The sequence below is a fragment of the Microvirga vignae genome, from assembly GCF_001017175.1.
Classification (GTDB): Bacteria; Pseudomonadota; Alphaproteobacteria; order Rhizobiales; family Beijerinckiaceae; genus Microvirga; species Microvirga vignae.
Window position 1 is genome coordinate 1 of record NZ_LCYG01000054.1, and the last position, 26,396, is coordinate 26,396.

General features: G+C 60.4%; 26 protein-coding genes and 2 pseudogenes. 10 read left to right on the forward strand and 18 right to left on the reverse strand.

The features are described from left to right. Window positions 1-598 precede the first annotated feature (598 nt). Both AA309_RS32265 and AA309_RS19670 read left to right on the forward strand, forming a co-directional pair. Window positions 599-1,015 (forward strand): response regulator, encoded by a 417-nt coding sequence (locus AA309_RS32265; protein WP_052954865.1) that lies wholly within the window; start codon window positions 599-601, stop codon window positions 1,013-1,015. A gap of 392 nt (window positions 1,016-1,407) precedes the next feature. After that, window positions 1,408-1,833, forward strand: a complete 426-nt coding sequence (locus AA309_RS19670; protein ID WP_047190759.1) for a cupin domain-containing protein — start codon at window positions 1,408-1,410, stop codon at window positions 1,831-1,833. Window positions 1,834-1,971: 138 nt separating this feature from the next. On the opposite strand, the gene AA309_RS19675 is transcribed toward AA309_RS19670, so the two are convergent. Then, complete coding sequence (locus AA309_RS19675; RefSeq protein ID WP_047190723.1) at window positions 1,972-2,235, reverse strand: DUF6894 family protein; 264 nt, start codon at window positions 2,233-2,235, stop codon at window positions 1,972-1,974. Between the two features lie 221 nt (window positions 2,236-2,456). On the opposite strand from AA309_RS19675, the pseudogene AA309_RS36640 reads away from it, so the two are divergent. The 3 genes and pseudogenes from AA309_RS36640 to AA309_RS19680 form a co-directional block, all read left to right on the forward strand. Further along, window positions 2,457-2,570: pseudogene (locus AA309_RS36640) on the forward strand (IS3 family transposase); the annotation flags it as partial. Between the two features lie 8 nt (window positions 2,571-2,578). Further along, a complete protein-coding gene (locus AA309_RS37800) occupies window positions 2,579-2,632 on the forward strand; it encodes an integrase core domain-containing protein (RefSeq protein ID WP_425286894.1) in 54 nt (17 codons plus the stop codon). A gap of 177 nt (window positions 2,633-2,809) precedes the next feature. Beyond that, entirely contained in the window at window positions 2,810-4,525 is a 1,716-nt protein-coding gene (locus AA309_RS19680; RefSeq protein ID WP_047190724.1) for an adenylate/guanylate cyclase domain-containing protein, read from the forward strand. 179 nt (window positions 4,526-4,704) lie between these two features. On the opposite strand, the gene AA309_RS19685 is transcribed toward AA309_RS19680, so the two are convergent. Continuing rightward, a complete protein-coding gene (locus AA309_RS19685) occupies window positions 4,705-5,460 on the reverse strand; it encodes a dienelactone hydrolase family protein (protein WP_052954868.1) in 756 nt (251 codons plus the stop codon). Window positions 5,461-5,732: 272 nt separating this feature from the next. Between AA309_RS19685 and AA309_RS19690 the strand changes: the two genes are divergently transcribed. Beyond that, a complete protein-coding gene (locus AA309_RS19690) occupies window positions 5,733-6,107 on the forward strand; it encodes a DUF6894 family protein (protein ID WP_047190725.1) in 375 nt (124 codons plus the stop codon). A gap of 99 nt (window positions 6,108-6,206) precedes the next feature. Here the strand turns inward: AA309_RS19690 and AA309_RS19695 are convergent, their stop codons facing one another. Continuing rightward, the gene (locus AA309_RS19695) at window positions 6,207-7,289 is read right to left on the reverse strand and encodes an alpha/beta fold hydrolase (protein WP_084731426.1); all 1,083 of its coding nucleotides are present in this window, start codon (window positions 7,287-7,289) and stop codon (window positions 6,207-6,209) included. 1,142 nt (window positions 7,290-8,431) lie between these two features. Here AA309_RS19695 and AA309_RS19705 point away from each other — a divergent pair. Further along, a complete protein-coding gene (locus tag AA309_RS19705; RefSeq protein ID WP_084731433.1) occupies window positions 8,432-8,587 on the forward strand; it encodes a DUF1127 domain-containing protein in 156 nt (51 codons plus the stop codon). Between the two features lie 170 nt (window positions 8,588-8,757). Here the strand turns inward: AA309_RS19705 and aptA are convergent, their stop codons facing one another. Beyond that, a complete protein-coding gene (gene aptA / locus AA309_RS19710; protein WP_047190762.1) occupies window positions 8,758-10,095 on the reverse strand; it encodes an omega-aminotransferase AptA in 1,338 nt (445 codons plus the stop codon). Between the two features lie 153 nt (window positions 10,096-10,248). Here aptA and AA309_RS19715 point away from each other — a divergent pair, with 153 nt between their 5' ends. Further along, entirely contained in the window at window positions 10,249-10,797 is a 549-nt protein-coding gene (locus tag AA309_RS19715) for a cupin domain-containing protein (RefSeq protein ID WP_047190728.1), read from the forward strand. Between the two features lie 73 nt (window positions 10,798-10,870). Here the strand turns inward: AA309_RS19715 and AA309_RS19720 are convergent, their stop codons facing one another. From AA309_RS19720 to AA309_RS19785, 14 genes and pseudogenes are all read right to left on the reverse strand, one after another. After that, window positions 10,871-12,151 carry a D-amino acid dehydrogenase gene (locus AA309_RS19720; RefSeq protein ID WP_047190729.1) on the reverse strand — a complete coding sequence of 427 codons (1,281 nt, stop codon included), beginning with the start codon at window positions 12,149-12,151 and terminating at the stop codon, window positions 10,871-10,873. A gap of 12 nt (window positions 12,152-12,163) precedes the next feature. Then, window positions 12,164-13,318 carry an alanine racemase gene (alr, locus tag AA309_RS19725; RefSeq protein WP_084731435.1) on the reverse strand — a complete coding sequence of 385 codons (1,155 nt, stop codon included), beginning with the start codon at window positions 13,316-13,318 and terminating at the stop codon, window positions 12,164-12,166. A gap of 196 nt (window positions 13,319-13,514) precedes the next feature. After that, window positions 13,515-13,961: an Lrp/AsnC family transcriptional regulator gene (locus tag AA309_RS19730; protein WP_047190730.1), complete on the reverse strand. Its 447-nt coding sequence runs from the start codon at window positions 13,959-13,961 to the stop codon at window positions 13,515-13,517. A 183-nt stretch (window positions 13,962-14,144) separates the two neighbouring features. Next, a complete protein-coding gene (locus tag AA309_RS19735; RefSeq protein WP_047190731.1) occupies window positions 14,145-14,900 on the reverse strand; it encodes an SDR family NAD(P)-dependent oxidoreductase in 756 nt (251 codons plus the stop codon). Between the two features lie 20 nt (window positions 14,901-14,920). After that, window positions 14,921-15,688 (reverse strand): SDR family NAD(P)-dependent oxidoreductase, encoded by a 768-nt coding sequence (locus AA309_RS19740; RefSeq protein ID WP_047190732.1) that lies wholly within the window; start codon window positions 15,686-15,688, stop codon window positions 14,921-14,923. Window positions 15,689-15,700: 12 nt separating this feature from the next. Further along, window positions 15,701-16,735: a proline racemase family protein gene (locus AA309_RS19745; RefSeq protein WP_047190733.1), complete on the reverse strand. Its 1,035-nt coding sequence runs from the start codon at window positions 16,733-16,735 to the stop codon at window positions 15,701-15,703. Further along, the gene (locus AA309_RS19750; RefSeq protein ID WP_047190764.1) at window positions 16,735-18,225 is read right to left on the reverse strand and encodes an aldehyde dehydrogenase family protein; all 1,491 of its coding nucleotides are present in this window, start codon (window positions 18,223-18,225) and stop codon (window positions 16,735-16,737) included. Before AA309_RS19750 ends, AA309_RS19745 begins: the two co-directional genes overlap by 1 nt. A 42-nt stretch (window positions 18,226-18,267) precedes the next feature. Further along, complete coding sequence (locus tag AA309_RS19755; RefSeq protein ID WP_047190765.1) at window positions 18,268-19,503, reverse strand: NAD(P)/FAD-dependent oxidoreductase; 1,236 nt, start codon at window positions 19,501-19,503, stop codon at window positions 18,268-18,270. A 52-nt stretch (window positions 19,504-19,555) separates the two neighbouring features. After that, a pseudogene (locus AA309_RS33325) lies at window positions 19,556-20,587 on the reverse strand (proline racemase family protein); the annotation flags it as partial. Between the two features lie 145 nt (window positions 20,588-20,732). Further along, entirely contained in the window at window positions 20,733-21,608 is an 876-nt protein-coding gene (locus AA309_RS19765) for a dihydrodipicolinate synthase family protein (RefSeq protein WP_047190735.1), read from the reverse strand. 31 nt (window positions 21,609-21,639) lie between these two features. After that, window positions 21,640-22,305, reverse strand: a complete 666-nt coding sequence (locus AA309_RS19770; RefSeq protein ID WP_047190736.1) for an amino acid ABC transporter permease — start codon at window positions 22,303-22,305, stop codon at window positions 21,640-21,642. A 10-nt stretch (window positions 22,306-22,315) separates the two neighbouring features. Beyond that, window positions 22,316-22,978, reverse strand: a complete 663-nt coding sequence (locus AA309_RS19775; protein ID WP_047190737.1) for an amino acid ABC transporter permease — start codon at window positions 22,976-22,978, stop codon at window positions 22,316-22,318. Between the two features lie 9 nt (window positions 22,979-22,987). Beyond that, the gene (locus AA309_RS19780; RefSeq protein WP_047190738.1) at window positions 22,988-23,767 is read right to left on the reverse strand and encodes an amino acid ABC transporter ATP-binding protein; all 780 of its coding nucleotides are present in this window, start codon (window positions 23,765-23,767) and stop codon (window positions 22,988-22,990) included. Window positions 23,768-23,838: 71 nt separating this feature from the next. Beyond that, complete coding sequence (locus AA309_RS19785; protein WP_047190739.1) at window positions 23,839-24,669, reverse strand: substrate-binding periplasmic protein; 831 nt, start codon at window positions 24,667-24,669, stop codon at window positions 23,839-23,841. Window positions 24,670-24,869: 200 nt separating this feature from the next. On the opposite strand from AA309_RS19785, the gene AA309_RS19790 reads away from it, so the two are divergent. Continuing rightward, a complete protein-coding gene (locus AA309_RS19790) occupies window positions 24,870-25,589 on the forward strand; it encodes a GntR family transcriptional regulator (protein ID WP_047190740.1) in 720 nt (239 codons plus the stop codon). Between the two features lie 84 nt (window positions 25,590-25,673). After that, window positions 25,674-26,378, forward strand: coding sequence for an SDR family oxidoreductase (locus AA309_RS19795; protein WP_047190766.1), 705 nt, complete (start codon window positions 25,674-25,676; stop codon window positions 26,376-26,378). Window positions 26,379-26,396 lie beyond the last annotated feature (18 nt).

Below are 26,396 nucleotides of genomic sequence, written 5' to 3' on the forward strand. Positions count from 1 at the left end.
GATCGCTTGGGAGTAGTCAGGCTTGCAGGTTCAACGGGGCGCGGGTTGGGTAAGCCTCAGCATGGGGGCATAGGACGGCTTGAGTAATTACTGAGGCTTCTGCCGTGAGCCTGATCAACTTCTTCTCAAGTCCTGTTCCAAGAGAAACGACTCAGCGTCTCTGCCATATCGACCAGTGTCGGCTGACCATATGAACGCGCTACGTTCAGGGAAGCATGTCCGGTGATGGTGTCTGAGATCCGCTCACTGATCCCGGCACGGTTGGCAATCCGTTTGAATGTATGACGCCATGCGTGATTAGGGCGAAGTTCACGGTCACCAACTCCGATGCTCCTAACCCATTCAGCAAAATGATTTCAGGTCTTAATGGCCTGGCTCTGTCCTGGTTTAGTGAAGTCGGCTGTTCCGGTCTTTCTCTGGTACTGTCGCATACCGGTCAGTAACATAGTTCTACCTACCTCTCCGGCAAGCTGCGGAGACACACAATGTTCAAAGGCTGTCGAAACCCTTTGTGAGGATCCCTCAAAAGGGCTTGCTCGATTAAGCCGGCGTTAATCTGGTCAGGCGGAGACTCCAGCATCATGCAGGAGAAACCGCAATGCTCTCCGCTTCTCGATCCAAGGCGACGGTCCTTGTCGTTGAAGATGATGCGATCACCCGCGAACTGCTCACTCAGCTTCTTCGGGCCGGCGGGTTTGAGGTAATTGCGACATCGACCGGAGAAAGGGCTCTGCTGACCTTGTGTCAGTTGGGAGGTGAGATTGATTGGCTTGTGAGCAAAGTGAGCCTGCCAGGACTCGTGTGTGGATGGATCCTAACAGATGAGTACCGCGAGCATCATCCTGATCGTCCCGTGCTGCTGATTTCACCTATGCCCGACCCGGCTAAGATATCGTCTGAGCAAGTCGTGCTAGTCCCACCGGAGGCTCCTATGAGAGTTCTTGAGGTGCTTCAAGCGTTGAAAAATCCAGAGCCGATTTGTGTGCTCCCGTTCCGCAGGTCAAAGGCGGCCTGAGCGATCTCATTTTCACTTGCGGGATGGGCACTCCTGAAGCGCGTAGCATCAGCGTCCCTGCGGTTGGGAACCTTCCGTTCACCGGTATCTAGGATGAAACGCCAACCATCACCTCCTCCCGCGACACCTCCGCCGTCTCCGAACTCCCTGGCCAGCCAGTCAACACCTGGTCCGAGAAACGACGGATCGAAACTGAAGCCAGTACCATCCTGAAGATTCCAAGGAGCAGAGGGATGCCTTCTTCAATGGCCGGAAAGACGAGAACGGGAAGACGATTGACCGCGGCGTGATCGGCATTCGAGGCTTGAAGGCCGCCGAGGAGATATTGGTCCCTGCGCTGGATCGGGTGCATACTTGTGGTGCTGGGGCGGCCTCTTGGGCGGGAGGAAGCCATGGGGCACCTTAACCGTCGCCATGCAGTAACCCTTGGTTTGTCAGCGGCCGTCGTGGCACCGCTCTTCGCTTTGGCAAGGTCCGCCAAGGCCGCAGGAGCCTCAAACTACGGTCCCAATGAAGGCAGGGAACTCAGCCCAAGGCGCCGGTTGGTGGAGATCGGCGAGATCCCCTCGGAGATGGAGGCTTACAAGAGCATCAAGGTCGTCGACGTCGTGTATCAACCCGGGGCCGCTGATCCCACGGAGGCGGTGATGAACTCGGACATGCTGTGCTACATCCTGGCGGGCGAGTTCAGCATCAAGAAAGCCGGGAAAGAACCTTATACCGTGAAGGAAGGCGACTTCTACACCTGCGGGAAGGGCAAGACGGATAGGGCTACCAACATCGGCAGTGGCGTCGGATCCGCCACATTGTCATGTTGATGTCGGCCTAACCAAGTGACAGCCCTGATTTAGAGAGTGACATGCAACAGGCACCGCCGAGCCAGGGCTGCGCATTCCATTAACAGCCTTACGCATCACATTCTCGGTCGCGCGTTCAGCGTTATGGAACCAAACGCCTCACGCGCACGGGGGCGGCTCGACCCGATGGATCTCCAGCGACACCGTCACGGTCAGGACCCGCTGACGATGCTCGTTCCGCACCTCGACCCTGACGTCCTGGGCGTCCTCCTGGAGTAAGCGATCCTGCCCGATCTCGGCCGCTGCCTCGGCCGCTGCTTCGGCGGCCACGCGTTGAGCAGCCTCCAGGCTGTCGAGTTCGACGCCCGCATCATCGGGCGTGAACTTCGCCCCATTCCGCACGTCGAAATAAAAGCGGGGCATCGCGACCTCCATCTGGTGTGCGGGGTCAACACAGCAGCCAGGACCGTGTTCAGTGTGTCGACCTCTGTTCCATAAACGCGTTTGTCGGAGTTATGCGGACTGTCGTCGCGCGAGGGACTAGCCAAGTGTCTTTGAAACCTCTGACCATCACGATACGGTTGGCCTCATGACACATGGGTTTGAGATCGACTGGACTACGCTCCCGGTCCCACACGACCATGGAGGAGGCCGGCATCTCTGAGCAGAGCTACTACCGCTGGTGCAAGGAATACGGCGTGCTCCAGATCGAGGAGGCCAAGCGCCTGAAGCTGGAGATCTTCTCAGCCCGAAAGAGGCTCGGGTCGTGATCGGCGCTTGGCAGGATCATTACAATCGCGTGCGGCCCCATTCAGCCTAGGGCTACCGCCCGCACCGATGACACTGCAGGCGCTCGCATCCCAGCTACCCACATCCGCAATCATGCAGTAGACTCTCAACCCGCCTGGTTCAAAATCCCAGTCAGGTCAGCTAGCGGCTTCTGCTTTGCGCCGCAGTGGAGAAGGAGCCCGGATCGCACTAGCATTGGGAGTTCGGCATGGAACGCCGCTTGGCCGCGATCATGGTTGCCGATATCGTCGGCTACTCGTCCCTGATGGAAACCGCCGAAGAGCACACTGCGGAGCAAGTGGCACGCTGCCAAGAGCTGATCAGGGAGAACGTTTCCTCCCTTGGCGGGAGGGTCTTCAACACGGCAGGCGATGCTTGCCTGGCGGAGTTCGGAAGCGCCATCAACGCCCTGCGCAGCGCGGCCGAAATCCGCAATGTGCTGGCCAGTAGCTCAGATGGTAATCCGCTGAAGCTGCGTATCGGGCTCCATCTCGCCGACGTTGTCGTTCGGGATGACGATCTCGTCGGCGACGGGGTGAATGTTGCAACCCGCATTCAACAGGAGGCGGAGCCGGACAGTATTTGCGTGAGCGGGACCTTCTTCGACAACATCCGGCGCAACTCGCCGCTCGCCTTCGAGGACCTCGGCGAGCGGCGCCTCAAGAACCTGTCGGAGCCGATCCGCATCTACCGGGTGCGGGAGGAGATGGCGCGGCACAGACTGCAATCCGCGCCGACACGGGTTCCAACCGCCGGGGAGAAGCGCCCATTGTCATTGGCGGTCCTGCCCTTCCGCGTCATGGGCGGGGACGAGGGCCAGCGGTTCCTGGCCGAAGGGCTGACGGATGAACTCATCGTCGAACTGGCCCGCTTCCGGCGGCTGTTCGTCAGTTCCCGCAGCGCCAGCTTTGCCCTTGCCGACGCCAGCCCGGACCCGGTCAACGTGGGCAACACGCTGGGTGTCCGGTATGTCCTGGAGGGGCAGGTCAGGAAGCTCGGTGATCAGGTGCGGATCGGTCTTACGCTCACGGAGACGGAGAGTGGCTCGGTGGTATGGAGCGACAAGATCACCCGGCCGTTCACGGAGGTATTGGACCTGCTCGACAGCGTCGCGGCGAGGATCGCGGCGACCGTGTTCGGCCGTATGGAAGACGCCAGCATGATCACGGCCCGCCGCAAGCCGCCCGAGAACATGTCCGCGTTCGAGTGCCTGCTGCGCGGCATCGAGCACCATCGTCTCGGCGGCGTGCTGGAGGAGCACTCCCGCGAGGCGGTGAAGTGGTTCACCCGCGCCATTGAGCTCGACCCGAGCTACGCGGCGGCCTACGCCTGGCGGGTGTGCGCGGCTTCCGATCTCCCGGAGTTCAGCTTTCCCGAGAGCGGCGAGCGCGACATCCGCCGGGCGCTGGAACTGGATCCTTGCGATGCCGAAGCCAACCGGATCACGTCCTTCTTCGAGCTGCTCAAGGGCGACTTCGATCAGGCGGCGAGGCTGATGCGGCGGGCGATGGAGCTGAACCCGTCCGATGCCTACATCAAGGCCCGGTGCGCGGCCGTCTCGACGTTTATTGGAGAGCCGATGGAGGCGTTGCGGCTGCTCGACGAGGCGGAGGCGCTCGATCCACTCCTGCCGGTGTGGTGCATTGAGGAGCGCGGCGTCGCCGACTACGCACTGGGCCGCTACGAGGAGGCGCTTGAGGCGCTGGGCAGGCTCGTGTTCCAGACCTTCCGCTCGCGGCTGTATCGGGCGGCGGCCCTGATGGCCCTCGGCCGGCCGGAAGAGGCCGGTAGGCTTGTGAAGGAAGCACTGGCGAGCAAGCCGAACTTCACCGTGTCACGGTTCCTCTTCCAGGAGCGCTATCGTGACCCATTGCTGCGTCAGCAGTTGCGGCGCCGTCTGGAGGACGCAGGGCTGCCTCCATGAACCTCCGTGTCAGACCTTCTCTAACGTGCTTACCAGATCGCGAACGTCCGGATCGGGTCAACCGCGGTCCTTAAAGGTCGTCGTCTGGAGGTCTGCTCACTGCGCACATGTGGACGTTCGGATCACATGAGGCCTTACGCCGTAGCGTCGGCTGACGCCGCGGCGCGAGGCAACGCCCGTTACTTCTGGAGGTTGGCGTTGAAGAATTTCAACGCCTCGGCCTTCGCCTCGCGGTCCCGCTGGGCGTCGTACCGAAGTGGCAGGCTGAACTTCTGGCCGAGCTCTGTGGCTTCGGGATTCGTGAAAGCGTGCACCGCACCCGGATACTCGATGACCCGGTACTCTGCCTTCGCTGCATCGAGATCTTTCTTGAGCGCCTCGTACTCCTCGCGCTTCACAAAAGGATCGTCCGCACCATTCAGGATCAGGATCTTCGCCTTGACAGTACCCGGTGCCGGCGCAGGGGTGTTGAGGCCGAGCGAGGCATGGAAGCCGGCCACCGCATCGAGGTCGGCACCGGCACGCGCCATGTTCAACACGACAGCGCCGCCGAAGCAGTAGCCGACGGCGCCGATGCGCGTCGGGTCGACCGACGGATGTCCGGCAAGTTGGGTCCGGGCGGCGTTGAAGCGCGCCTCCATCACCTTCGGATCCTTCATCACGGAAGTCGCTAGCGCGCCGGCGTCTTTCGGATTGTCAGCGGCCTTGCCATCACCGTACATGTCCGCGATGAGGGCGGTGTAACCCTGCTGCGCGAATTTTTGCGCTTCATTGTGAATGTGATCGGTGATCCCCCACCATTCGTGCACCATCACGATGCCGGGACGCTTGCCCTGAACTGCATCATCGTAGACGACGAATCCCTTCATGGTGGTTGTCCCGTTCTGGTAGGTGACCGGCTCCTCCTTGATCGCCGCATGCGCATTCGCGGTCATCGCCAAGGCGCAGAGCGCCGCTGCCATCATCGTTCGCATGAAAATCTCCTGCAGGTTTTGGGAGACGGAGGCGAACCTGACATACCCAGATCCCTGGGCCGTAGCTTCCATCCCGCGGTGATTTTGCCCCTTTCCGAGCCTCATGGCTATCATCTGACCAGTTGTGCAAGCGTAGAGGTCCGCTGGCGATTGTGCGAAGGTCCGCTCACGCCGCGAATGCAGAAATCCGGACAAGGTCCGCCCAGTGCCATTCAGGGATATTCGAGTCTCGCATGTATCCCAAAGCAAGACTGCGCAAGACTGCGACGGCACGCCCGTGGATTTCTGCGGAAGGGTTTTATGGCGCAGCGAACAAACGTCCCCTTGAGGCGTTGGAGGGCATCCAAGGGGACTGCGCAATGCCTCACTTCTACTTCGATATGTGGGAAGGAAACTGCTTCACGCGCGATGTTGACGGTACCGCTCTTGAAAGCCCGGACGCTGCTGAACACCAGGCTGCCCGCGCTGCCAATGAGTTGAGCCGCGAGAACATGCTGCGGGGGTGTACCTCCGATGTCGGAGTGCAGGTCCTAGACGAACACGGTCAGCAGGTGCTGACCGTGGCGGTGTTTACGACAGTTCGCCGGATGGATCGCGCCCGCGCGTGAACAGCGCCGTCTCCTTCATCACTTGATAAGCGACCCGTTGCAGCGATTGAACGGGCAGAAGGCTGCAACAGCCGGCTCAGAGAACAACGAAGGCTCATCCTAATCCAGGCTCTGCACTGGGCGGGATCGCTGCGCGGTGCGATCAATAGCATCAGCGACAGCGTCCGGAGCCAGGTGATGCACCATGTGGCCCAGGCCCGGGAGGGCGATGAACTCGCTGCCGGGCAGCTCCAGGTGCAGGCGCTCGGACTGGCGGCCGACGTCCGCGATCTGGTCGTCCGCGCCCGTGATGATCGTCACCGGAACCTTCAGCTCCCTATAGTGCTCTTCCAGCTCCATCACTGATGGAGTCATGAGCGCCGCGTCTTCGGCCGCCGCGCGAAGCTGCAGGGGGCGCAGCATCAGCGCCTTCGGGAACAAACGGTCGAAGCGCTCCGGTACCGGAGCCGGCTGGAACACCCGCCCAATCATGCCTGGGAGGATCGCACGCGCGAGCAATGGAGAGATGGTGTAACGCATGGCATCGCCGATCACCGGAATAGCCGGAGGCGAGAGAAGAAAGATATCCCCCCGTAGGGTCGGGTAGTAGTAGCCCGAGCCCAAGACGAGGCCGCGCACGAGTTCCGGAGCCTCCAGCGCGAGGGCCACCGCGACCAGGGTGCCCCAGGAGTGCCCGTAGACCACCGCCTGCTCGACCCCGAGCTGCGCAAGAGCTTTCTTGAACAACCGGGCATGGGCGCGCGGGGTCCAAAGCTGGCGCGGGCGCGAACTATAGCCGTAGCCCGGGCGGTCGATCGCGATAACGCGGTAGCGGTCCGCCAGCCGGTCTATGAGGCCGCTCACGGTGAAGTCCTGGATCATCGTGCCGTTGCCGTGGATCAACACCAGCGGATCGCCGTGGCCGCGCTCAATGTAGTGCAGACGCACACCATCGATCTTGAGGAATCCGCCGATGGGCGGATAACGGCGCTCGGCATCCTGGGCCTGCTTGCGGTTGTACAGGGCCGCCGCCGCCAGAGCGGCGGCCGCGCCCGCCAGAGCGGGAACGAGCCACCGGCGTGGGCTGGCAGAATCTCGGCCAAGGCCATGTCGAGGGGCATCATCCCGCGTGACACTGCCGGCTCCAGCCGTTCCGTCAGCAAAGGATGGTCTCAGGTTGGCCTCTGCCTCTAGGTTGCGCATGCACTTTCTCCGTTCGGACGCCAGGACGGACAACGCCGGGCCTGCGGATGGGTTGCTGCATTGCACAAGGATAGATCGTCGCTGTGAGCCAGCGCGACATTAAAAGCGACCTTTCTCAATCTCAGGCCATAGCCGTGAAGGTCGGCTTAGAATCAATCCAAGAAGTAGAGTGGGCTCAATGAAGCTCCGCCCACACAGCCACTGCGGAAATCCCATTGAGGTCCATCTGGCTCAAAGCCATTCCTCAGGGACGACCGCTTCTCAGGGGCAAGGCACCGGCCTCACGTCGGTTGAGCTTCAACCGCGTTGATATCCGTTTCGAGAACAACGCACGTGACCCCGGTTGTCACTTCTTGGACACGGTACTGCGGAGTGTGAGAGGTCTCAGGGATTAACTGGATGATGTAGTAGATGTGATGGCGGTCCTGGCGGGGGCTTGCCGGCACAACGGGTTGACCAACCTGGAACTTGTGGCGCATGGGGCACCTTCGTCTGACTTAGCAATCGTCCCGCGCCTACCCCAGAGCAACGCACTCATTCACCTCCTGTAAGCGCCTCAGCGAGCTGAAGTTCCTTCAGCTGATGAAAGAACTCCAGACGGTAACACGGGGCGACGGCAAGGAGGTTTCATCGGCTAGAATATTGCTCGTGATTCTCCGCTGATGCGATGATCGAAAGCCCAGCCCCTGTTGGTCAGTGGGCCCAAGGTCAGGCCGGGGGTCATAAGCGAAAACTCCCCTCCCCGTTTGAATGTCCGCTTACCGCTCGAAAGCTGACCAAGGATCAAGGTCCGAAAAGTGCCAGAATTGGTCGTTCGTTCGCCCTATCCGCTGCGTATCTTCCAATAGCAGCGAAGCATCCCAAACCGGTCATTCGTCCGTCAAGCTGAGCAGATCACAAGATGCGGAGAGATCGCTGACCGCCGTGAACTCGCAACAGGGTCGAAAAGGCGAGGAGAGTAAGCCAAAGTTGCCCTGCGCCCTTGTCGGGTGTCATCACTACTCGATCGAGTGGTATGCTACTAAAGCATAACAGCCATCAGGAAACCCCGCTCCCTGGGCGCTTGTGCATCACTATATGCAGCACTGCAACAAGAGCAACGATCGCTGGTCATGGTGACCGGCCAACTGCTGGGGCTTTCCATGTTCGTTACCTACATCCTGTCGAAGATCCGCGCCTACAAGCTCTACCGTCAGACTGTCAGCGAATTGTCGGAGCTCTCCGACCGTGAACTGGCCGATCTGGGCATTGCCCGCTTCGATATCGCCCGTGTCGCCCGTGAGAGTGCTTTCGCATAAGAAGCTACGGTCCTCGTCCTCAAGACGCGCCCGCCCTATGACGCGCGTTCGCTTGTCGGGACCGCACCTGTCCACTTATCAGAGCCAAGAAAATTAGAGGCCGTGTCCCGATCCGGACACGGCCTCCATTCGTTACGCGCTGAGCTCAGACTCATTAACTAGCACGCAGATCATGCAACCCGCTTCAAGGCATCAGACAAGGTCTCAATGATGGCGTCGATCTGAGGCTTCTCGATAATCAGCGGCGGCGACAGGGCGATGATGTCGCCTGTGACGCGGATCAACAGCCCTTTCTCGAAGCAGTCGACGAACGCATCGTACGCCCTGCTCCCTGGGGCTCCGGCGCGGCTTTCCAGCTCGATGCCCGCGATAAGACCGATGGTCCGAATGTCGATGACATTCGGCAGTCCTTTCAGCGTGTGGATCGCTTCATGCCAATAGGACTCGATCTCGGCGGCCCGGGTGAGCAGTCCTTCTTGGCGATAGATGGAAAGGGTCGCCAGTCCCGCAGCGCAAGCTGCCGGATGGCCTGAATACGTATAGCCGTGAAACAGCTCGATCTGGCTTTCAGGCCCCTGCATCAGGGCATCATGCACCTTACGGCTGGCGAACACGGCACCCATGGGAATGGCACCATTGGTCAGGCCCTTGGCCGTGGTCACGAGGTCGGGAACGACGCCGAAGTAGTCAACCGCGAACGGCGCACCGAGACGTCCGAAGCCCGTGATGACCTCGTCGAAGATCAGCAGGATGCCATGGCGGTCACAGATTGCTCTCAGGCGTTCGAGGTAACCTTTGGGCGGGATGAGAACGCCGGTCGAGCCTGCAACCGGCTCGACAATGACGGCTGCAATCGTTTCCGCCCCATGGAGAGCCACGAGGCGCTCGAGATCATCCGCGAGTTCTGCACCATGTTCAGGTTGGCCCTTCACGAACGCATTGCGAACCGGGTCATGGGTATGCCGCAGATGGTCAGCACCGGGAAGCTGCGGGAACACGCGGCGATTGTTCAGGATGCCGCCGACAGTGACGCCCCCGAAGCCCACGCCATGATAGCCGCGTTCTCGCCCGATCAGGCGCGTTCTCGTGCCTTGGCCAATGGCGCGCTGATAAGCGATCGCCATCTTCAGAGCGGTGTCGACGGATTCGGACCCTGATCCGGTAAAGAACACATGGTCAAGGTCTGCACTCGGCCCACCCGGCGCAATGGCGGCCAGACGCTCGGCAAACTCGAACGCAATCGGATGTCCCATCTGGAACGATGGGGCGTAGTCCATCGTGGAGAGCTGGCGTCCGACCGCTTCAGCAATTTCGCGCCGCCCATGACCGGCATTGACGCACCACAGGCCTGCGGTGCCATCGAGGATCTGACGGTTGTCATCGCTCGTGTAGTACATCCCTTCCGCCCTCGCGAGCAGACGAGGCGAGGCTTTGAACTGGCGATTTGCCGTGAAGGGCATCCAGTAACTGTCGAGCCGAAAGCTGTTGTGTCTTTGAGGAGCGTTCATGACCATGATCCTTTCGATGACGGATCATGGTCAGGATCAAGAGAGGCCAACAAGTCCTTTTCTTTGCTCAGCTAAGTATCTGATATTGTTAACTCCACTATAGTGTGTTTGTCTTATGTCGAACAACCGAAACACACGGATCGCGGTGCTGAGATGGAATTCGATCTAGGCGGCCGACTGCGCTATGTGCGGGGGCTGCACAACCTGTCCCAGCGCGAGCTCGCCAAGCGCGCAGGCATCACCAATTCGACGATCTCGTTGATTGAATCCAACCAGACCAATCCATCGGTTGGTGCGCTCAAGCGCATTCTGGATGGCATCCCGATTGGTCTGGCCGAGTTCTTCGCTCTGGAACCAGAGAAGCCGAAGCAGGCCTTTTATCGCTCCGATGAGCTGATCGAGATCGGAAAGGGCAAGATCTCCTTCCGCCAGGTCGGCAACAACCTGTTCGGTCGTGCGCTCCAGATCCTGAAGGAGCGCTATGAACCTGGCGCAGATACCGGAAAGGTTCCCCTGACGCACCAGGGGGAAGAAGGTGGCATTATCCTGAGCGGGCGCCTGGAAGTCACCGTGGATGACGAGCGTCGGATTCTGGGGCCTGGCGATGCCTATTACTTTGAAAGCTGGAGGCCGCATCGCTTTCGATGCGTTGGCCCCGTGGCTTGCGAAGTCGTGAGTGCCTGTACGCCGCCGACATTCTAAGGCTGCTCCCTATCACAGAGCAGCCTTCGAGGTGTGCTGGTTTTTCAGGATTGATTGCAGCCGAAGCAGAGATTCATGCGGCCTGAAAGCGCCATTCATCCTTATAGCGATCGGCGGCGAGATCCTTGTGGGACACCTCCGGCGTCCGACCGGAGATCAGGTCGGCGAGCACGCGCCCGGAGCCGCAGGCCATGGTCCAGCCCAAGGTGCCATGGCCCGTGTTCGTGTACAGGTTCCTGTATCGCGTCGGGCCGACCACCGGTGTGCCGTCCGGCGTCATTGGCCGCAACCCGGTCCAGAAACTGGCCTGCTTGACGTTGCCACCCTGCGGGAACAGGTCCGTGACCGAGTGCTCCAGCGTCGCCCGCCGTGGCGCCCGCAGGCGCTGGCTGAAGCCTGCTAGCTCTGCTGTGCCACCGACCCGGATCCGGTCGCCTAAGCGCGTGATCCCGACCTTGTAGGTCTCGTCCATCACGGTCGAGACAGGGGCGGCATCTGCGTTCACGATAGGCATCGTCAAGGAATAGCCCTTCACCGGATACACCGGCAGGTGGATGCCCAAGGGCTTCACCAGTTGGGGCGTGTAGCTGCCCATCGCCGCCACATAGGTGTCCGCGGCAAGCACCTCACCCCCGGTCACTTGAACGCCGGAGATCCGACCGCCTTCCTTGAGCAGCCTCTGGACAGATGTGCCATACCGGAACCGGGCACCCAGATGCTCCGCAATCGCGGCGAGCCGCTGGGTGAACAGGTGGGCATCCCCAGTCTCATCGCCGAGGAGACGCAGGCCGCCGGCAACCTTGTCCCTGACGAGACCCAGCGCCGGCTCGACGCCGACGCATCCTTTGGGATCCAGGATCTCGTAGGGAACGCCATAGGCATCGAGAACAGCCGTGTCATCCCCGATTCCGTCAAGCTGCTTTTGCGTGCGGAAGAGCTGGAGCAGTCCTTTCTCTCGATGATCGTAGGTGATGCCGGTCTCCTGCCGCAGGTCGCGCAGGCAGTCCCGGCTGTATTCGGCGAGAGCGACCATCCGGCTCTTGTTGCGCCGGTATGCTTCCTCGCTGCAGTTGGCCAGCATATGCGCGAGCCAGCCCCAGAGGCGCAACTCGGTGCGCGGCCAGAGCACCAGAGGTCGATGCTTCATCATCAGCCACTTCATGGCCTTGATCGGAATACCGGGAGCGGCCCACGGTGCGGAGTAGCCGGGGGAGACCTGTCCCGCATTGGCGAAGCTGGTCTCCATGCCGGCGGCGGGCTGGCGATCCACCACCGTCACCTCATGACCCTGTTTGGCGAGATAATAGGCCGATGCGACGCCGACGACGCCGCTGCCGAGAACGAGAACGCGCATGGTGTGTGATCCTCACGAATGGATGTACTGACGGTGGTAGCGGGATCCCAAACTGGTGAGCAGTTCGTAGCCGATCGTGCCGGCATCCCGCGCGAGGGCATCGAGGTCCTGGTCGGGACTGATCAGATCGACCATGGCTCCCGGCAGCAACGAACCGGCCGGAAGAGCGGTGGCATCGAGGATGATGCTGTCCATGGACACGCGCCCAACAATGGGCAATTGGCTGCCGTTGAACCAGGCACTGCCGTGACCGGAGAGGCTGCGCAGGAATCCGTCCGCATAGCCGAGGCCGACGGTGGCCAGTCGGGAGGATGTCGTGGTTTTGGCGCTGTGGCCGTAACCGACGGGCGTATTCGTCGGCACCTCCCGAACCTGCACCACTTTGCCTTGCAGACGGACGACTGGCCGCATCGGGTTGGGCCCGACAGCCTGCGGGGCAATTCCATAGAGGGCCGCGCCCGGACGGACGAGATTGAAATGATACTCAGGTCCCAGGAAGATTCCGGAAGAGGCCGCCAGGCTCATCCGGCGGCACGGCAGGATTTTCCGAATCTGCCGAAACAAGGCGAGTTGCATAGCATTGGCCGGATGATCTGGTTCATCCGCGCAGGCCAGATGGCTCATCACAAGCCGCAAATCGAAAGCGTTCAGCTGCTGGCGATCATCGACGAGGACACGGATGTCGGTTTCGCTCAGGCCGAACCGGGCCATGCCTGTGTCGACCTGCAGGACGGCAGGTAGCTTCCCACCGGATCCCAAGGCAGTGGTGGCCCAACGGCTGATCTGGTCCAGACTGTTGAGGACCGGCACGAGATCATGGGCGATGAAGTCAGCTTCCGTACCCGACAGAGGGCCATGGAGGACTGCGATAGTCGCGCCTGCTCCGAGGATTCGGCGGAGTGCGATCCCCTCTTCGAGATGGGCGACAAAGAAGTGCTGGCATCCGGCTCTCGCCAGAGTCGGAGCGATCTCTTCCGCGCCCAGCCCATAAGCATCGGCCTTGACGACAGCAGCGCAGATAACCGGTTGGGCCTGCTCTTGAAGAAGCCGGTAGTTCTCGGCGATAGCAGCCACGTCGATAGTGAGTATCGCGCCAGCGCGGTCAGCAACTGACGTCGATGGGTGTTGGCGGACTTGTTCTTGGTTGAGTAACCGGAGCGTCTGCATGTGAGCCACCAAAGAAGGTACTCTACTGTGATGCAGTCTTCAGCGAATATCCTGCTGAAGAGTCGCATTGATCACGGATCTTCAGCGTCCTTGCCGCACGATATTCGACAGAATTGAATTTTCTTTCGCCACCGAAGACAGCTCTAGCCGGCGCTGGAGATGGCAGACAAGCAGACAATCGTGCTGGCGCCGGACGCTACATGTCCCGTGGCTTGATGACAGTGCGAATTGCGAAGCTCGATTGGATTCGAGCCACACCAGGCAGACAGGAGAGGACATCCGTATGAATGCGCTCGTAGCTGGCCGCATCAGGGACGGCCACGCGAAGAAGGTAATCCGAGGCTCCGGTCATGAGATAGCATTCCCGAATGTCGGGACACTGGCGGGCCGCTTTCTCGAAGCGTCTGAGGTACTCGTCCGTCTGTCGCTCAAGTGAAATCTGCACGATGACGACCGTTTCGGATGCCGTAGCCCGGTCGTTGATCAGCGCTGTATAACCCCGAATCGTGCCACTCTCCTCGAGAAGTCGCACGCGCCGCAGGCAGGCTGACGGCGACAGGCCAGCCTTCTCTGCTAGGTCTGCGTTCGTGATCCTCCCATCCGCCCGGAGGATGCTGATGATGCGCTGGTCTATTGCGTCCATGGCCGCCCAAGAGTTTGCAGTGTCGCCGATCCTCAGTGTCGATGCGCGACCCTGTCTTAGCAATGGTCCGTTCGCACAGGATCCAAATCTGCGTTCGGCCACAGAGGAAGCTTTTAAAGCATGCCTGGTGAGGGGTCGAGTGCGAGTGTGCGCGGATCAAACGTCCATGATGCTGCCGCTTACTCAGGCAACTGCCTGGGCTCCGGTGATCTCGACCAGCGAGCCGCACATGAATGCGGCTTCGTCGGATGCGAGAAAGGCGACAAGCGCCGCAACCTCCTCCGGCTTTCCGATGCGGCCGAATGGGACGAGCTTGTCGAGATCCGCGATTGTTCTGCCCGATCTCTTGACGCCAGCTTCGAGCATTGGTGTGTGGATTTCCCCGGGGCAGACTGCATTCACTCGGATTTTCTGCGGAGCATAGTCCCGTGCCAAGTTCTGGGTAAAGGCTGCGACCGCTGCCTTGCTCGTGTTATAGGCGATGTGGTTCGGTGCCGGATACAGCCCCCATTGGGAGGCGGTGTTGACGATCGCGCCACCGCCTGCCTCGATCATATGAGGTATGGCGGCACGGCACAGATGGAACATCGAGTGCAGGTTGACAGCGAAAGTCGTGTACCAGTCATCCTCCGTCAGCGCGAGAAGGTTTCCGCGCCGGTTGATTCCGGCGTTGTTGACGAGGATGTCGATCCGTCCCGTCCTGCTGAAAACCTGCTCGATAAGGTTGGCGCAATCGTCGCCGTTTGAAATGTCCACGGCAATGGCAATTGCGGAGCCGCGGTTCTCTTCGATACCAGCGGCAACATCGCTTGCAGCGGCGCCTTTCGCGTCGGTCACGACAACGAAAGCTCCCTCCTCCGCGAATCTCCGCGATATGGCCGAGCCAATACCACCGCCGCCTCCCGTGACGATCGCGACCTTGCCCTCGAACCTTTTCATTGATCTCTCCCAGGCCTTGATTATCGGATGTAGCTACCGCCGTTCACGTCGAGCGTAGCGCCATTAAGCGAACGCTGGGAAGGACGGAGCACGAAGGAAACGAGTTCGGCAATTTCAGTGGGCAGCGCCATTTCACCGATCGGAATGTCAGCGACGGCGGCTTGCTTGCCGAACTTCGAAATGAAGTCCTCGGCCATCTCGGTCTGCACCCAACCGGGTGCAATTGCCACGGCCACGATGCCATCTGGGCCGAAGCTCCGCGCGATGGATTTCGTGAGATTGATGAGCGCCGCCTTGGTCGCGCCATAGGGCATCGCGTCGGCCGCATAGCCGCGCTGACCGGCGCGGCTCGCCATGTTGATGATTGTCCCGCCGCCATGCGCCTTGAAATGCCGGAGCGCCTCCTTGCAGAGGTCGGCGGCGGCGAAGAAATTCACCTGGAACTCCTTTCGCCACGCCGCCTGCCAAACGTCAGGTTCAGCCTCGATCGAAATTTCCGTGCGGATGCCCGCGTTGTTCACCAGCCCGTGGATGCGGCCGCATCGCTCTGCGGCATCCCGCCAAAGCCGGAATGCACCCTCGGCATCGGACAGGTCAGCCTGAACAATCCACCCATGCCCCTGGATCCGAGCCAGCAGCTCCTCTGCGCCGGCTCTGTCGCGGCCATATTGAATGATCGGACGTGCCCCCTCCCCGGCCAGGCGCTCCACAATAGCTGAGCCTATTCCTCCCGAAGCACCGGTCACAAGAATGTTTTGTCCTGAAAGAATACGATGGGATCCAGGCATATCGTTGCGCCTCTAACCCAGCAGATCGACCCGCGGGCCCCAGCTGTCAGACAGGGCGAAACCGCTTTTGAATGGATCATCATCGGAAAGCCGGAGTGTCTCTCGTCCATAGATCCAGCCCTGGCCGGTGATCCTCGGCAGCACGGCGCGACGCCCGCCAATCTCGGTTTCTCCAATAGCCTCTGCGACGAACTCGCCCCCAATGATTGAGCGCGACGTCCGACGGGCTCCGACCGAGATCTCTCCGCGAGCCAAGAGCGTCGCCAGGTTTGCCGAACTGCCTGTCCCGCATGGCGAGCGGTCGACGCGGCCTGGTTTCAGGGTCGTGCAGGTCCGGACGGCACCATCCGGATCACGCCCCCTGAACATCACGTACGCGATCTCATCAACGCCGATCAGCTCCGGGTGCTTTACGGTCACCTGTTCCGCAAGCAGAGACTTGAGTTCGATTCCGGCTTCGGCCAGTTGGCGCGCTTTGGCCGGCGCGATGTCGAGTCCGATCTGATCGGCATTGACGATGGCATAATAGACGCCGCCGAAAGCGACATCGACCATGATGCGACCCCATCGGGGTGTCTCGACGATCCTATCGAGGGCCTCAGTGAAACTCGGCACGTTGTCGAGGCTGACCGACACGCTTCGGCCGTTCCGGCATGTCGCACGCGCGATAATGAGGCCAGCGGGGGTGTCGAGCCGTATGATCGTCTCCGGCTCGCGCATCGGAACCCTGCCGCTTTCGAGCAGGGCGGTCACCACGCAGATGCAGTTGCTGCCCGACATCGGATGGGCACGGTCGGCCTGCAGGACGATGAAGCCGGCATCCGCGTCGGGGCGTGTCGGCTCGATGAGAAGATTGACCGACATCGCCACGCTCGCGCGAGGCTCGAAGGTCACGAAGCGCCGGAGACTGTCGTCCACATTGTTGATGTGGTTCATCTTGTCGAGCATGGTCGCGCCGGGGATCTCCGGAGCGCCACCGACGATCACCTTGCCGATTTCGCCCTGGCAATGCACCTGGAGTAGATCGAGCGAACGGTCCCAGTTCATCATGCCTTCTCCGTCGACTTGATATACCAGCCCCATGGATCCTCGCTGACGTACTTGGTGATCTGCTTGGTCTCGAGGTAGTTCTCCAAGCCCCACCGCCCAAGTTCACGGCCGATGCCGGACTCCTTGTAGCCGCCCCATGGGGCTTCGGTGAAGGTTGGCTGCGAGCAGTTGATCCAGACGATGCCGGCGCGGAAGGCGGCGGCAACCCGCTCGGCCCGGACATCGTCCTGCGACATAACCGCGGCGGCGAGACCATAGCGGGAGTCGTTGGCGAGTTCGATCGCTTCCTCCTCGGTCGAGAACGGTCTGACACAGACGACGGGACCGAAGATTTCCTCGCGCCATGCATCGCTTTCCAACGGAACGTCCGTCAGGATTGTCGGCTGCAGATAGTAGCCCTTCTCGAATCCTTCCGGGCGTTGTCCGCCGTAAGCGACCGTCGCTCCGGCTGCTCTTGCCGCCTCGATCGCAGCGAGAACCTGTTCGTATTGGCGCTTCGAGACCAGCGGCCCCAGAAGAACCCCGTCATCGAGACCGTTGCCGATCGTGATCTTCTTGGTCTCCTCGACGAGGCGGGCCATCAGGTTGTCATAGATTCTTTCCTGCACCAGGACGCGCGACGTGGCCGAGCAGACCTGTCCCTGATTCCAGAAGATGCCGAACATGATCCATTCGACGGCCTTTTCGATATCCGCATCATCGAACACAACGAACGGAGACTTTCCACCAAGCTCAAGGCTGACCCGTTTGATGTCGCGGGCGGCAGCCGCCATGATCTTCGAGCCAACCGGGCCGGACCCCGTGAAGGCCAGCTTGTCGACGCCCTTGTGATCTATGATTGCTTGGCCTGCCACTGAGCCGGCACCAGTGACGATGTTCAAGACACCCGCCGGCAGCTTCGCTTCGTCCGCGACAGCTGCAAGCTCGAGGGCTGTCAGCGACGTCAGCTCGGCGGGCTTAAGAACAACGGTGCAGCCTGCTGCAAGCGCCGGTGCGACCTTCCAGGCAGCCATGAGAAGCGGATAATTCCAGGGGATGATCGCACCCGCGACGCCGATTGGCTCTTTCACGGCCTTCGAGGTGAAGCGGGCATCTGCAAGTGTGATCGGTTCTTCCGGATTGTTGTCGAGTTGTTCCGCAAGATCCGCATAGAAATCGAAGCAGCCGGCTGCGTCTGTCACGTCCCAGTCTGCCTCCGGGAGCGGCTTGCCGTTGTCGATGACTTCCAGGCGGACGATTTCTTCCTGTCGAGCGCGGATGCCGTTGGCGATAGCCCTGAGATACCTCGCACGTTCGCGCCCTGGGAGCTTCGGCCACCCGTCCGTGTCGAAGGCGCGACGTGCGGCCTTCACAGCAAGGTCGACGTCGTCGGCGCCCGCTGCTGCAGCCTTGTGGATCACTTCCTCGGTGGCCGGGTTGATGATGTCGAAGGTTCCGCCCTTCACTGGCGAGACCCACTTTCCGTCGATGTAGAGTTCGCTGCGCATGATCATTCCAGTTCAATGTTGTCGCGTTGGTCCGGCCAGCCGTCAGAACCGATTCACACGATATGGCTTGAGATCGATGGGAGGCTCGACGCCCGTAACAAGGTCAGCAATGAGGCGGCCGGTCGTGGCTGCATAGGTGAGGCCAAGGTGTCCATGTCCCGTGGCGTAGAACACGCCGTGGTGCTTCGCGGACGGGCTGATGATGGGAACCGTATCCGGCAGCGCAGGACGGTGCCCCATCCATTCGGTGACCTCATTGGCGCGGAGTTCGGGCAGAGCTTCCCTCGCTCGCTTCACCAGGACCTTCGCCCGCCGGTAGTCTGGAGCGGCATCAAGGCCAGCCATCTCCACCGTACCGCCGACACGGATTCCTCCGGCGGTGGGAGTGACCATGAACGCCCTTGCCGGCCATATGATAGAATGGCGCATTGAGATGCCGGGATCCATGATCTGGGTATGGTAGCCGCGCTCCGTTTCGAGCGGGATCGGTTCGCCGAGTAGGCGGGATAGTCTGCCGGTATGAGCGCCCGCGCAAAGCACGGTTTGTGAAGCGTCGATGGAACGGCCGTCCTTGAGGCGGACAGCCCTGACGCCGTCGCTTCTGTCGAAGCCCACGACCTCGCCTTGCTCGATCCGTCCGCCCAACGACAGGAATTTCTCGCTGAGTTTCAGCACGAGCTGGTAGGGATCCCTGATAGAGCGGTTGTCGGGAAAGAGGACCGTCTTGGCGATCTTCGTCGTCAGCGCTGGTTCCAGGTCACGAATGGCATTGCCGCCAAGAATTTCGTGCCGGAAGCCGAACCGTTCCAGAACCTCGATATGTTCCCGGTCGGCGCGGAATTCGGCTTCGTCTGCATAGAGACTGAGACATCCCTCGGCGCTGAGCATGTCGCTAAGGCCCGTCGCTTTGAGAAGGAACCCGAGGTCCTCATGGACACGATAGCAAAGGACCGCACCGGCGGCCTCCAGTTCCCGGACGCGGGAGGGACGGCTCGCTTCCAGGAAACGCAGGAACCAAGGAGAGAGCCTTGGCAGATAGGACGGCCTGATCCTCACCGGCCCTTCCGGGTCGAGCAGCCACTTTGGCATCTGGGCCCAGATCGAGGGCCGGGAGGCCGGCATGAACTCCGTCACCGCTATGCTGGCCATGTTCCCGTACGACGCGCCCTGCCCCGGAGCGCCCCGGTCGATCAGGACGACGTTGCGCCCACGACGTTGAAGCTCGAACGCGATGGCGACGCCGATGATGCCGGCGCCTACAACCACGACATGGCCCATGGTGTTGCTCATGATGTTTCCTGCTCTCGGACAGTGCGTGGCACGGCGTGCAAACGGCGGTCATCCACGTGTCGGCCACGGTAAAACCTTCGGGGTAAGGGTCCGTCGGATCCATGCCCATCTGATAAAGACCCGTGATCCATGCCTGACCAGTGATCGCCGGTATGACGGCGCTGTACTTTCCGACAGTTGCCAGACCATCGATCGTGCAGATGAAGCGGCTCCCGGTGATCGACTCGTGGATGAGGGTGTCGCCGGACTCCATGAGACCCTTGGTATGAAGCAGGGCCAGTCTGGCCGACGAGCCGGTTCCGCATGGCGAGCGGTCGCAGCGGCCCGGTGACACGACTACGCAGTTTCTCGAGATCAGTTGGCCATTTGCTCGGCGAAGCGGTCCCATGAACTGCGTGTTCGTTATTCCCGGTATGGCAGGGTTTTCGGGATGCTCGACGGCGAGCTGTTGCACTGCTGCAGATTTGATTTTCTGCCCGTTCTCGCACAACTCACGTGCTTCAGAAGGCCCAATCGAGAAACCGAGCTCGGCGGCGTCGACCATCGCGTAAGTCATTCCACCGTAGACGATGTCGACCCTGACGGTGCCGAGACCAGCGACTTCAATGTGACGATCGACATAGTAGCAAAATGCGGGCCGGTTCACGAGCCGGACGCCTGTCACCTTCCCGTTGGAGCATTCGCAACGGACCTTGATCAAGCCCGCGGGAGACTCGAGAGTCAACTCGGTTACGGGCTCTTTCATCGGCAGGATACCGGTTTCGAGAAGGACCGTCGCCACGCACATCGTATTCGAGCCCGACATCGCCGGATACTCGGTCGTTTCGAGGATCACATATCCCATGTCGGCATCGGGGTGATTGGAAGGGAGGACGATGTTGGCATTGTGCCAGACCGCTCCCCGAGGCTCGAACAGGACCATCTTCCGGATATCGTCCATGTGGGTTTCGAGATAGACGCGCTTGTCGAACATCGTTTCGCCGGGAACCTGTCCGACGCCTCCGATGATCACTTTGCCGCTTTCTCCTTCCGCATGACAGTCAACCACGGACAGGACTTTATTGAAGCGCATCGATCTGGCTCCATGTTGTACGCACGATTTCGTCTTTCGAGACGGGAACCTGGCTGCGACTACGGGAACGAGCTGAAAATGCATACGCTTACCTAAGGCATTGGCACAGGCAGCTCTCCTGCACCAATGCTCTCGACGGCCGCGTTCAGCCGAGTACCGGTTCCATTGCCTTCCTGAAGGCCGCCTTCTCTTCGCTGGTCAGTTCAAGCAATGGCTTGCGGCCGACGCCGACGGGCGTTCCGGCCAGTTCGCAGCCATACTTCACCTTCTGGACGAACTTGCCGCTTTCGAGGCTCGACATTGCCCCATAGATCACCTGCATCTTGTCACGTGCCGCAAGCCAGTCGCCGGCCTCGATGATGTTGACGAGATCGACGCAGGCCTTGGCCATGCAATTCGCCGGACCGCAGATCCAGGACGTCGCGCCCCAGAGATAAAAGTCGAGTGTCTGATCGTCGGAGCCGTTAGTCACCTGATAGCGGTCACCGTAGCGCGACCGGATATCGATGGCCCGCAGAAGATTGCCGCTCGATTCCTTGATGCCGAGGATGCGGGGATTGTCGACGAAGGCATCGAGCACGTCGAGGCCGACCTCCACGCCGACTTTCGGCGGATAGTTGTAGAGCACGATATTGACGTCAACCGCATCGAGGACCGACTGGTAATGCGCGATGAGCTCGTTCGGGGCCGGCGTGGCGTAGAACGGCGACGACAAAAGCACGGTATCATACCCGATGGCCCGGGCACGCTTGGTGTGCTCGATGACCTCCCAGGTCGAACCGGCATTCGTGCCAGCGATCAGGAGTTCGTCCTTGTTGGCGAATTCCTTGACGAACTGGAGAACCGATACCCGCTCGTCCGAGGTCAAAGCGTTGTACTCGCCGGTCGACCCGCAGGGAACCCAGCCGGAAACCCCGTCAGCGCGGAGTTTCGTCAGCAGCTTTTCGAAAGCCTTGAAGTCGATTTCGCCGTCAGCATCGAAGGGCGTGACGAGGGCCGGCATGACGCCTTTGAGTCTCATGAGATTTCTCCTGTTCATGAAGTCGGTTGTTCTAGATCGCCAATTTCGCCAAGATCCTGCGCTCGACGAGGGAGACGGCCCGGGCGAGCGGAAATGCGATGATGAAGTAAATGAGCGCTACGATAGTGAGCACTTCGACGGGCCGCGCCGTATTGTTCGAGATGTTCTGGCCAATGAACATCAGGTCGGCGATTCCAACTGCGGACACGAGAGCGCTTTCTTTGAAGAGGCTGACGCAGTTCGATAACAGCGTAGGGATGGCGCGCAGAACCGCCTGCGGAAGGATGACGCTGGTCACCTGAACCCGCCGGGGAAGGCCGAGCGCGATGCAGGCATCGAGCTGCTCGCGTCCAACCGACTTCAGCGACGCACGGAACGTCTCGCTGGTGATCGCCCCCATGTACAGGGTCAGAGCGATGATGCCTGACGCAAAGTTAGGCAACTCGACGCCGAGGATCAGCGGGAGGCAGAAGAAGATCCAGAACAACTGAATCAACACCGGGGTGCCGCGGAAGAACTCGACGTACACGCTCGAGACGGCGCGCACGACTGCGCTACGCGACGTACGCGCAAGCCCAATAAGGAACCCTAAGGCGCATCCCAGCACGATGCAAATCAGGGTCAGCTGGATCGTCGTCCATAGGCCGAGCGCGAGTGCATTCTGGAACCGAGCGACAATGGAAAAATCGAGTTCCATGTTGAATCTCCTAGCTCATCAGCAGCTGGCGGCGGCGTTCGAGGTAGCCGACGATCTGGGTCACCGGGAAGGAGACGGCGAAATAGATGAGGGCGACCACCGTGAAGGTCTCGATGGGCCGATAGGTCTCGGTCGCAAGCGATTTGCCCTGATACATGAGGTCTTGGATGGCCACGATGGCAACCAAAGCGCTCTGCTGAAAGATGCCGATGCCGTTCGTGAGGAGAACGGGAATGGAAGCCCGGAACGCCGTCGGGAGGACGATGTAAAGCACACGCTGGAACGGGTTGAGACCGAGCGCGATCCCAGCATCGAGCTGCTCGCGGGGAACTGCTTGAATCGCCGCGCGATAGGCTTCCGCATTGAACGCAGTCAGGTTGAGTCCAAGTGCCAGAATGCCCATGGTCATCGAGTCGAGATAGACGTCGAACAGCATCGGCACGCAGTAGAAGAACCATACGATCTGAACGATTGCAGGCGTACAGCGGAAAAACTCGACGGACAGCATCGCGGGAAGCCGGATCGCTGCAATCCGGCTCATGATGAGAAGCGCGACCAGAAATCCGAAAGTCAGGCCGATTGCATTTGCCGCGAGCGTCAGCTCCAAGGTCACGATAAGGCCTTTGAGGAGTGGCTCGAACGAGACAGCATTGAAATTGAACGAATAGTTCATCTCCGTCTCCTACTGCCGGATATGAAACACGCGATCGATGAAATCCCTCGTACGCTCTTCCTTCGGAGACCCCAGTACCTGTTCTGGCGGGCCGTCCTCCACCACGGCGCCGCCAGCACAGAAGATGACGCGAGACGCAATGTTCCTGGCAAACCACATGTCATGGGTCACGATCATCATCGGCATGTTCTGAGCGGCGAGCTGCAGGATGACCTGCTCGACTTCCGCGACGAGTTCCGGGTCGAGAGCGGATGTCACCTCGTCGAACAACATAAGCTTCGGATCGAGCATCAGAGCACGAGCGATCGCCACGCGTTGCTTCTGACCGCCGGAAAGCTGGGCAGGATAGCTGTTGGCCTTCGCCGCGAGGCCGAAGCGCTCGAGGAGCGCCTGGGCGCGCTTGATCGCGATTTCCTTCTTCTCTCCTCGTACCTTGCATGGAGCGAGAATGAGGTTCTGGAGGACGCTCAGGTGGGGAAAGAGCGTATAGTGCTGGAACACCATGCCGATCGAACGCCGGACCTCAGTGTCGATGATCGTCTTCTTGTCGCGACCTGCCGAGGATATGTAAGGCTTGCCCCCGAACGTGATCGACCCGCTGTCGATCTTTTCGAGGCCCATGATCACGCGCAGGAGAGTGCTTTTCCCGCCACCGCTCGGGCCGATAACGACGACCCGCTCGCCTGGCTTCATCTCGATGTCTAGCCCTTTAAGCACCTGTATATTCGGGCCGTAGCTCTTGTGAAGACTTTCAACTTTTACAAGTGGAGGACTGAATGACATGGTCATGGCCGATCCTGAAAGTCAAAGCCGGAAAGGAGGAGCCGGTTGCCCGCAGGCCGAACCGGCTCCTGGGGGAGCTAGTTCGTGCCCTTGAGGACCTTGTCGGCAGCTTTGCGGATCAATTCATCCACGTGGCCGGTCGCGACTTTCTCTTCCAGGAAGATGTTCACGACCTCGACGTCGGCGGTCGACAACTGACGCGGCAGGCCGAACGCGACGCCCTGCTTGGCAAGGGCGGGCGTCGGATTCAACGCGACCCATTCGGGATTGGACTGGGTGAACAACAAGTTGGTATCGGAGGCATCAACAAGAATATCGGCGCGTTTCGAGACCACGGCGAGGCGGGTTTCGTCGTTGCCGGGGAGGCGCAGAACGGTTGCCTTTTTAACCGCGGCCGAGATCGCCTTGTCCTGGGCAGCTCCAGACATGACCGCGAGCGTGACGCCTTCCTTGTCGATGTCAGCGACGGACTTCGCGCCAGCAGGGATTTTTGGGTTGTTCTTGTTGTAGGCGAGAGAAATTTGATACTCCATCGCAGGAATGGAGAACTGCACCGCCATGGCACGCGGCGGGGTTCGATTCAGCGCCAGCGAAACGTCCCATTTGCCAGCCTGGAGACCAGCGACGATATTATCCCAGGTTGTGTCGACGAACTGCGGCTTGACCTTTAGAACCTCGGCGAGTTCGCGGCAGAGATCGGCGTAGAACCCGGAATACTCCCCTGTGGCGGGATCGCGCATGACATAAGGCGGGGCAACGGCGGCGCCGCAACGCAAGGTGCCTGCCTTTTGGACACCCTGCCAGTAGCCTTCGGTAGTCTGTGCAAACGCGGCGGTCGTTGAAAGGCCTGCCATCAGGGCAAGCGCGGGCAGCGCCCGGGCAACGGGTGAAAGCATCGTTGAGAGCATTTTCTTCCTCTTCCGAAATGCGCAAGCAGCGCGGTTCCAATGGCCGGTTAAGACCGATCTTCTGTTACTCTGTCCGTGTCGACTTTTTGTCGACTGAGTTAAGTTGTCGACACGCAGTCGACAAAGTCAAGTGGAAATCGTACATTGCCGTCACAGGGTTTTTCTGGCCCTATGGGTCGGGTAATCGGGGAGAGACTTAAGTGTCTGACAGTTCAGAGGTTTCGCGCGCCAGGGGCAGCGGCCGGAAAAATGTCTACGAGACGCTGCGCAACGAGATTCTGACCTTGGCGCTGGCGCCGGGCCAGCTCCTTGACGAAACGACATTGGCTGAGCGGTTCAACATGTCCCGCTCGCCTATACGCGAGGCCCTCATCAGGCTTGCGGGTGACGAGCTTGTCGTCACGCTTCCGAACCGGAGCACGATCGTCGCACCGATCGAGATCGCGACCTTCCCGAAGTATGTCGAGGCGCTCGACATTGCGCAGCGGATGAACACACGCTTGGCAGCGGCGCTCCGCACGGATGCAGACCTCAAGACTATCGCACGCCGCCAGAAGGAGTTCGAAGCTGCAGTCGGGACGGGAAACCACTTGCAGATGTCTGAGGCAAACAAGAAATTTCACATGGCAATTGCTCATGCGGGCAGGAACCCGTACCTCGCCTCATTCTATGAGCGGCTGCTGAACCAAGGTCAGCGGATGCTCCATCTGCACTTCGAGTACTTGGAGCGGACTCATGACGGCTATCTTCTGACCGACGAGCATCAATTGATGCTGGATGCAATCGCGGCAAAGAACGTCGACCTCGCGGATGAACTGGCGCACGCTCATACCCGCCAATTCCAGGATAACTTCATCAGCTTCATGCGGGAGAACTACACGACCGATGTCTCACTGACTCCGTTGAAGGCAGCAGAATAGCAAGACCGGAGATGAGTATCGGCTTCCACGGTCTCAATGGGCGTGGAGGATATCAATGGATCTTCACATTATAGGTTTGTCGTCATGGCATCAGAAAAAGTTGCAGTTGTCACTGCGGGCGGAAGCGGCATGGGCGCCGCAACGGCGAAACGGCTTGCAGCCGAAGGCTATAAGATCGCTATTCTTTCATCATCGGGAAAAGGCGAGGCTCTGGCTCATGAGCTCGGGGGCGTCGGTGTAACCGGGTCGAACCAATCTAATGACGACCTCCGCAAGCTGGTCGACCTGACACTCTCGAACTGGGGTCGCATCGATGTCCTCGTGAACAGTGCAGGTCATGGCCCCCGGGCGCCAATTCTGGAGATCAGCGATGAAGACTGGCACAAGGGCATGGACATTTACCTCATGAACGTGATCCGGCCCGTGCGCCTTGTCACGCCGATTATGCAGGCACAGAAGTCCGGATCGATCATCAATATCTCGACTGCCTGGGCTTTCGAACCGTCGACGATGTTTCCGACCTCCGCCGTTTTCCGCGCAGGACTCGCCTCCTTCACGAAGCTGTTTGCCGATACCTATGCGGCCGAAAACATCCGGATGAACAATGTCCTTCCGGGATGGATCGATAGTCTGCAGGCAACCGAAGAGCGCCGGCAGTCCGTTCCGATGCAACGGTATGGAAAGAGCGAGGAGATCGCTGCGACCATCGCCTTTCTCGCTTCAGAGGGTGCAGCGTATATCACAGGTCAGAACCTCCGCGTTGATGGTGGCCTGATGCGATCGGTCTGAACACCCTTAGAGGTCGCC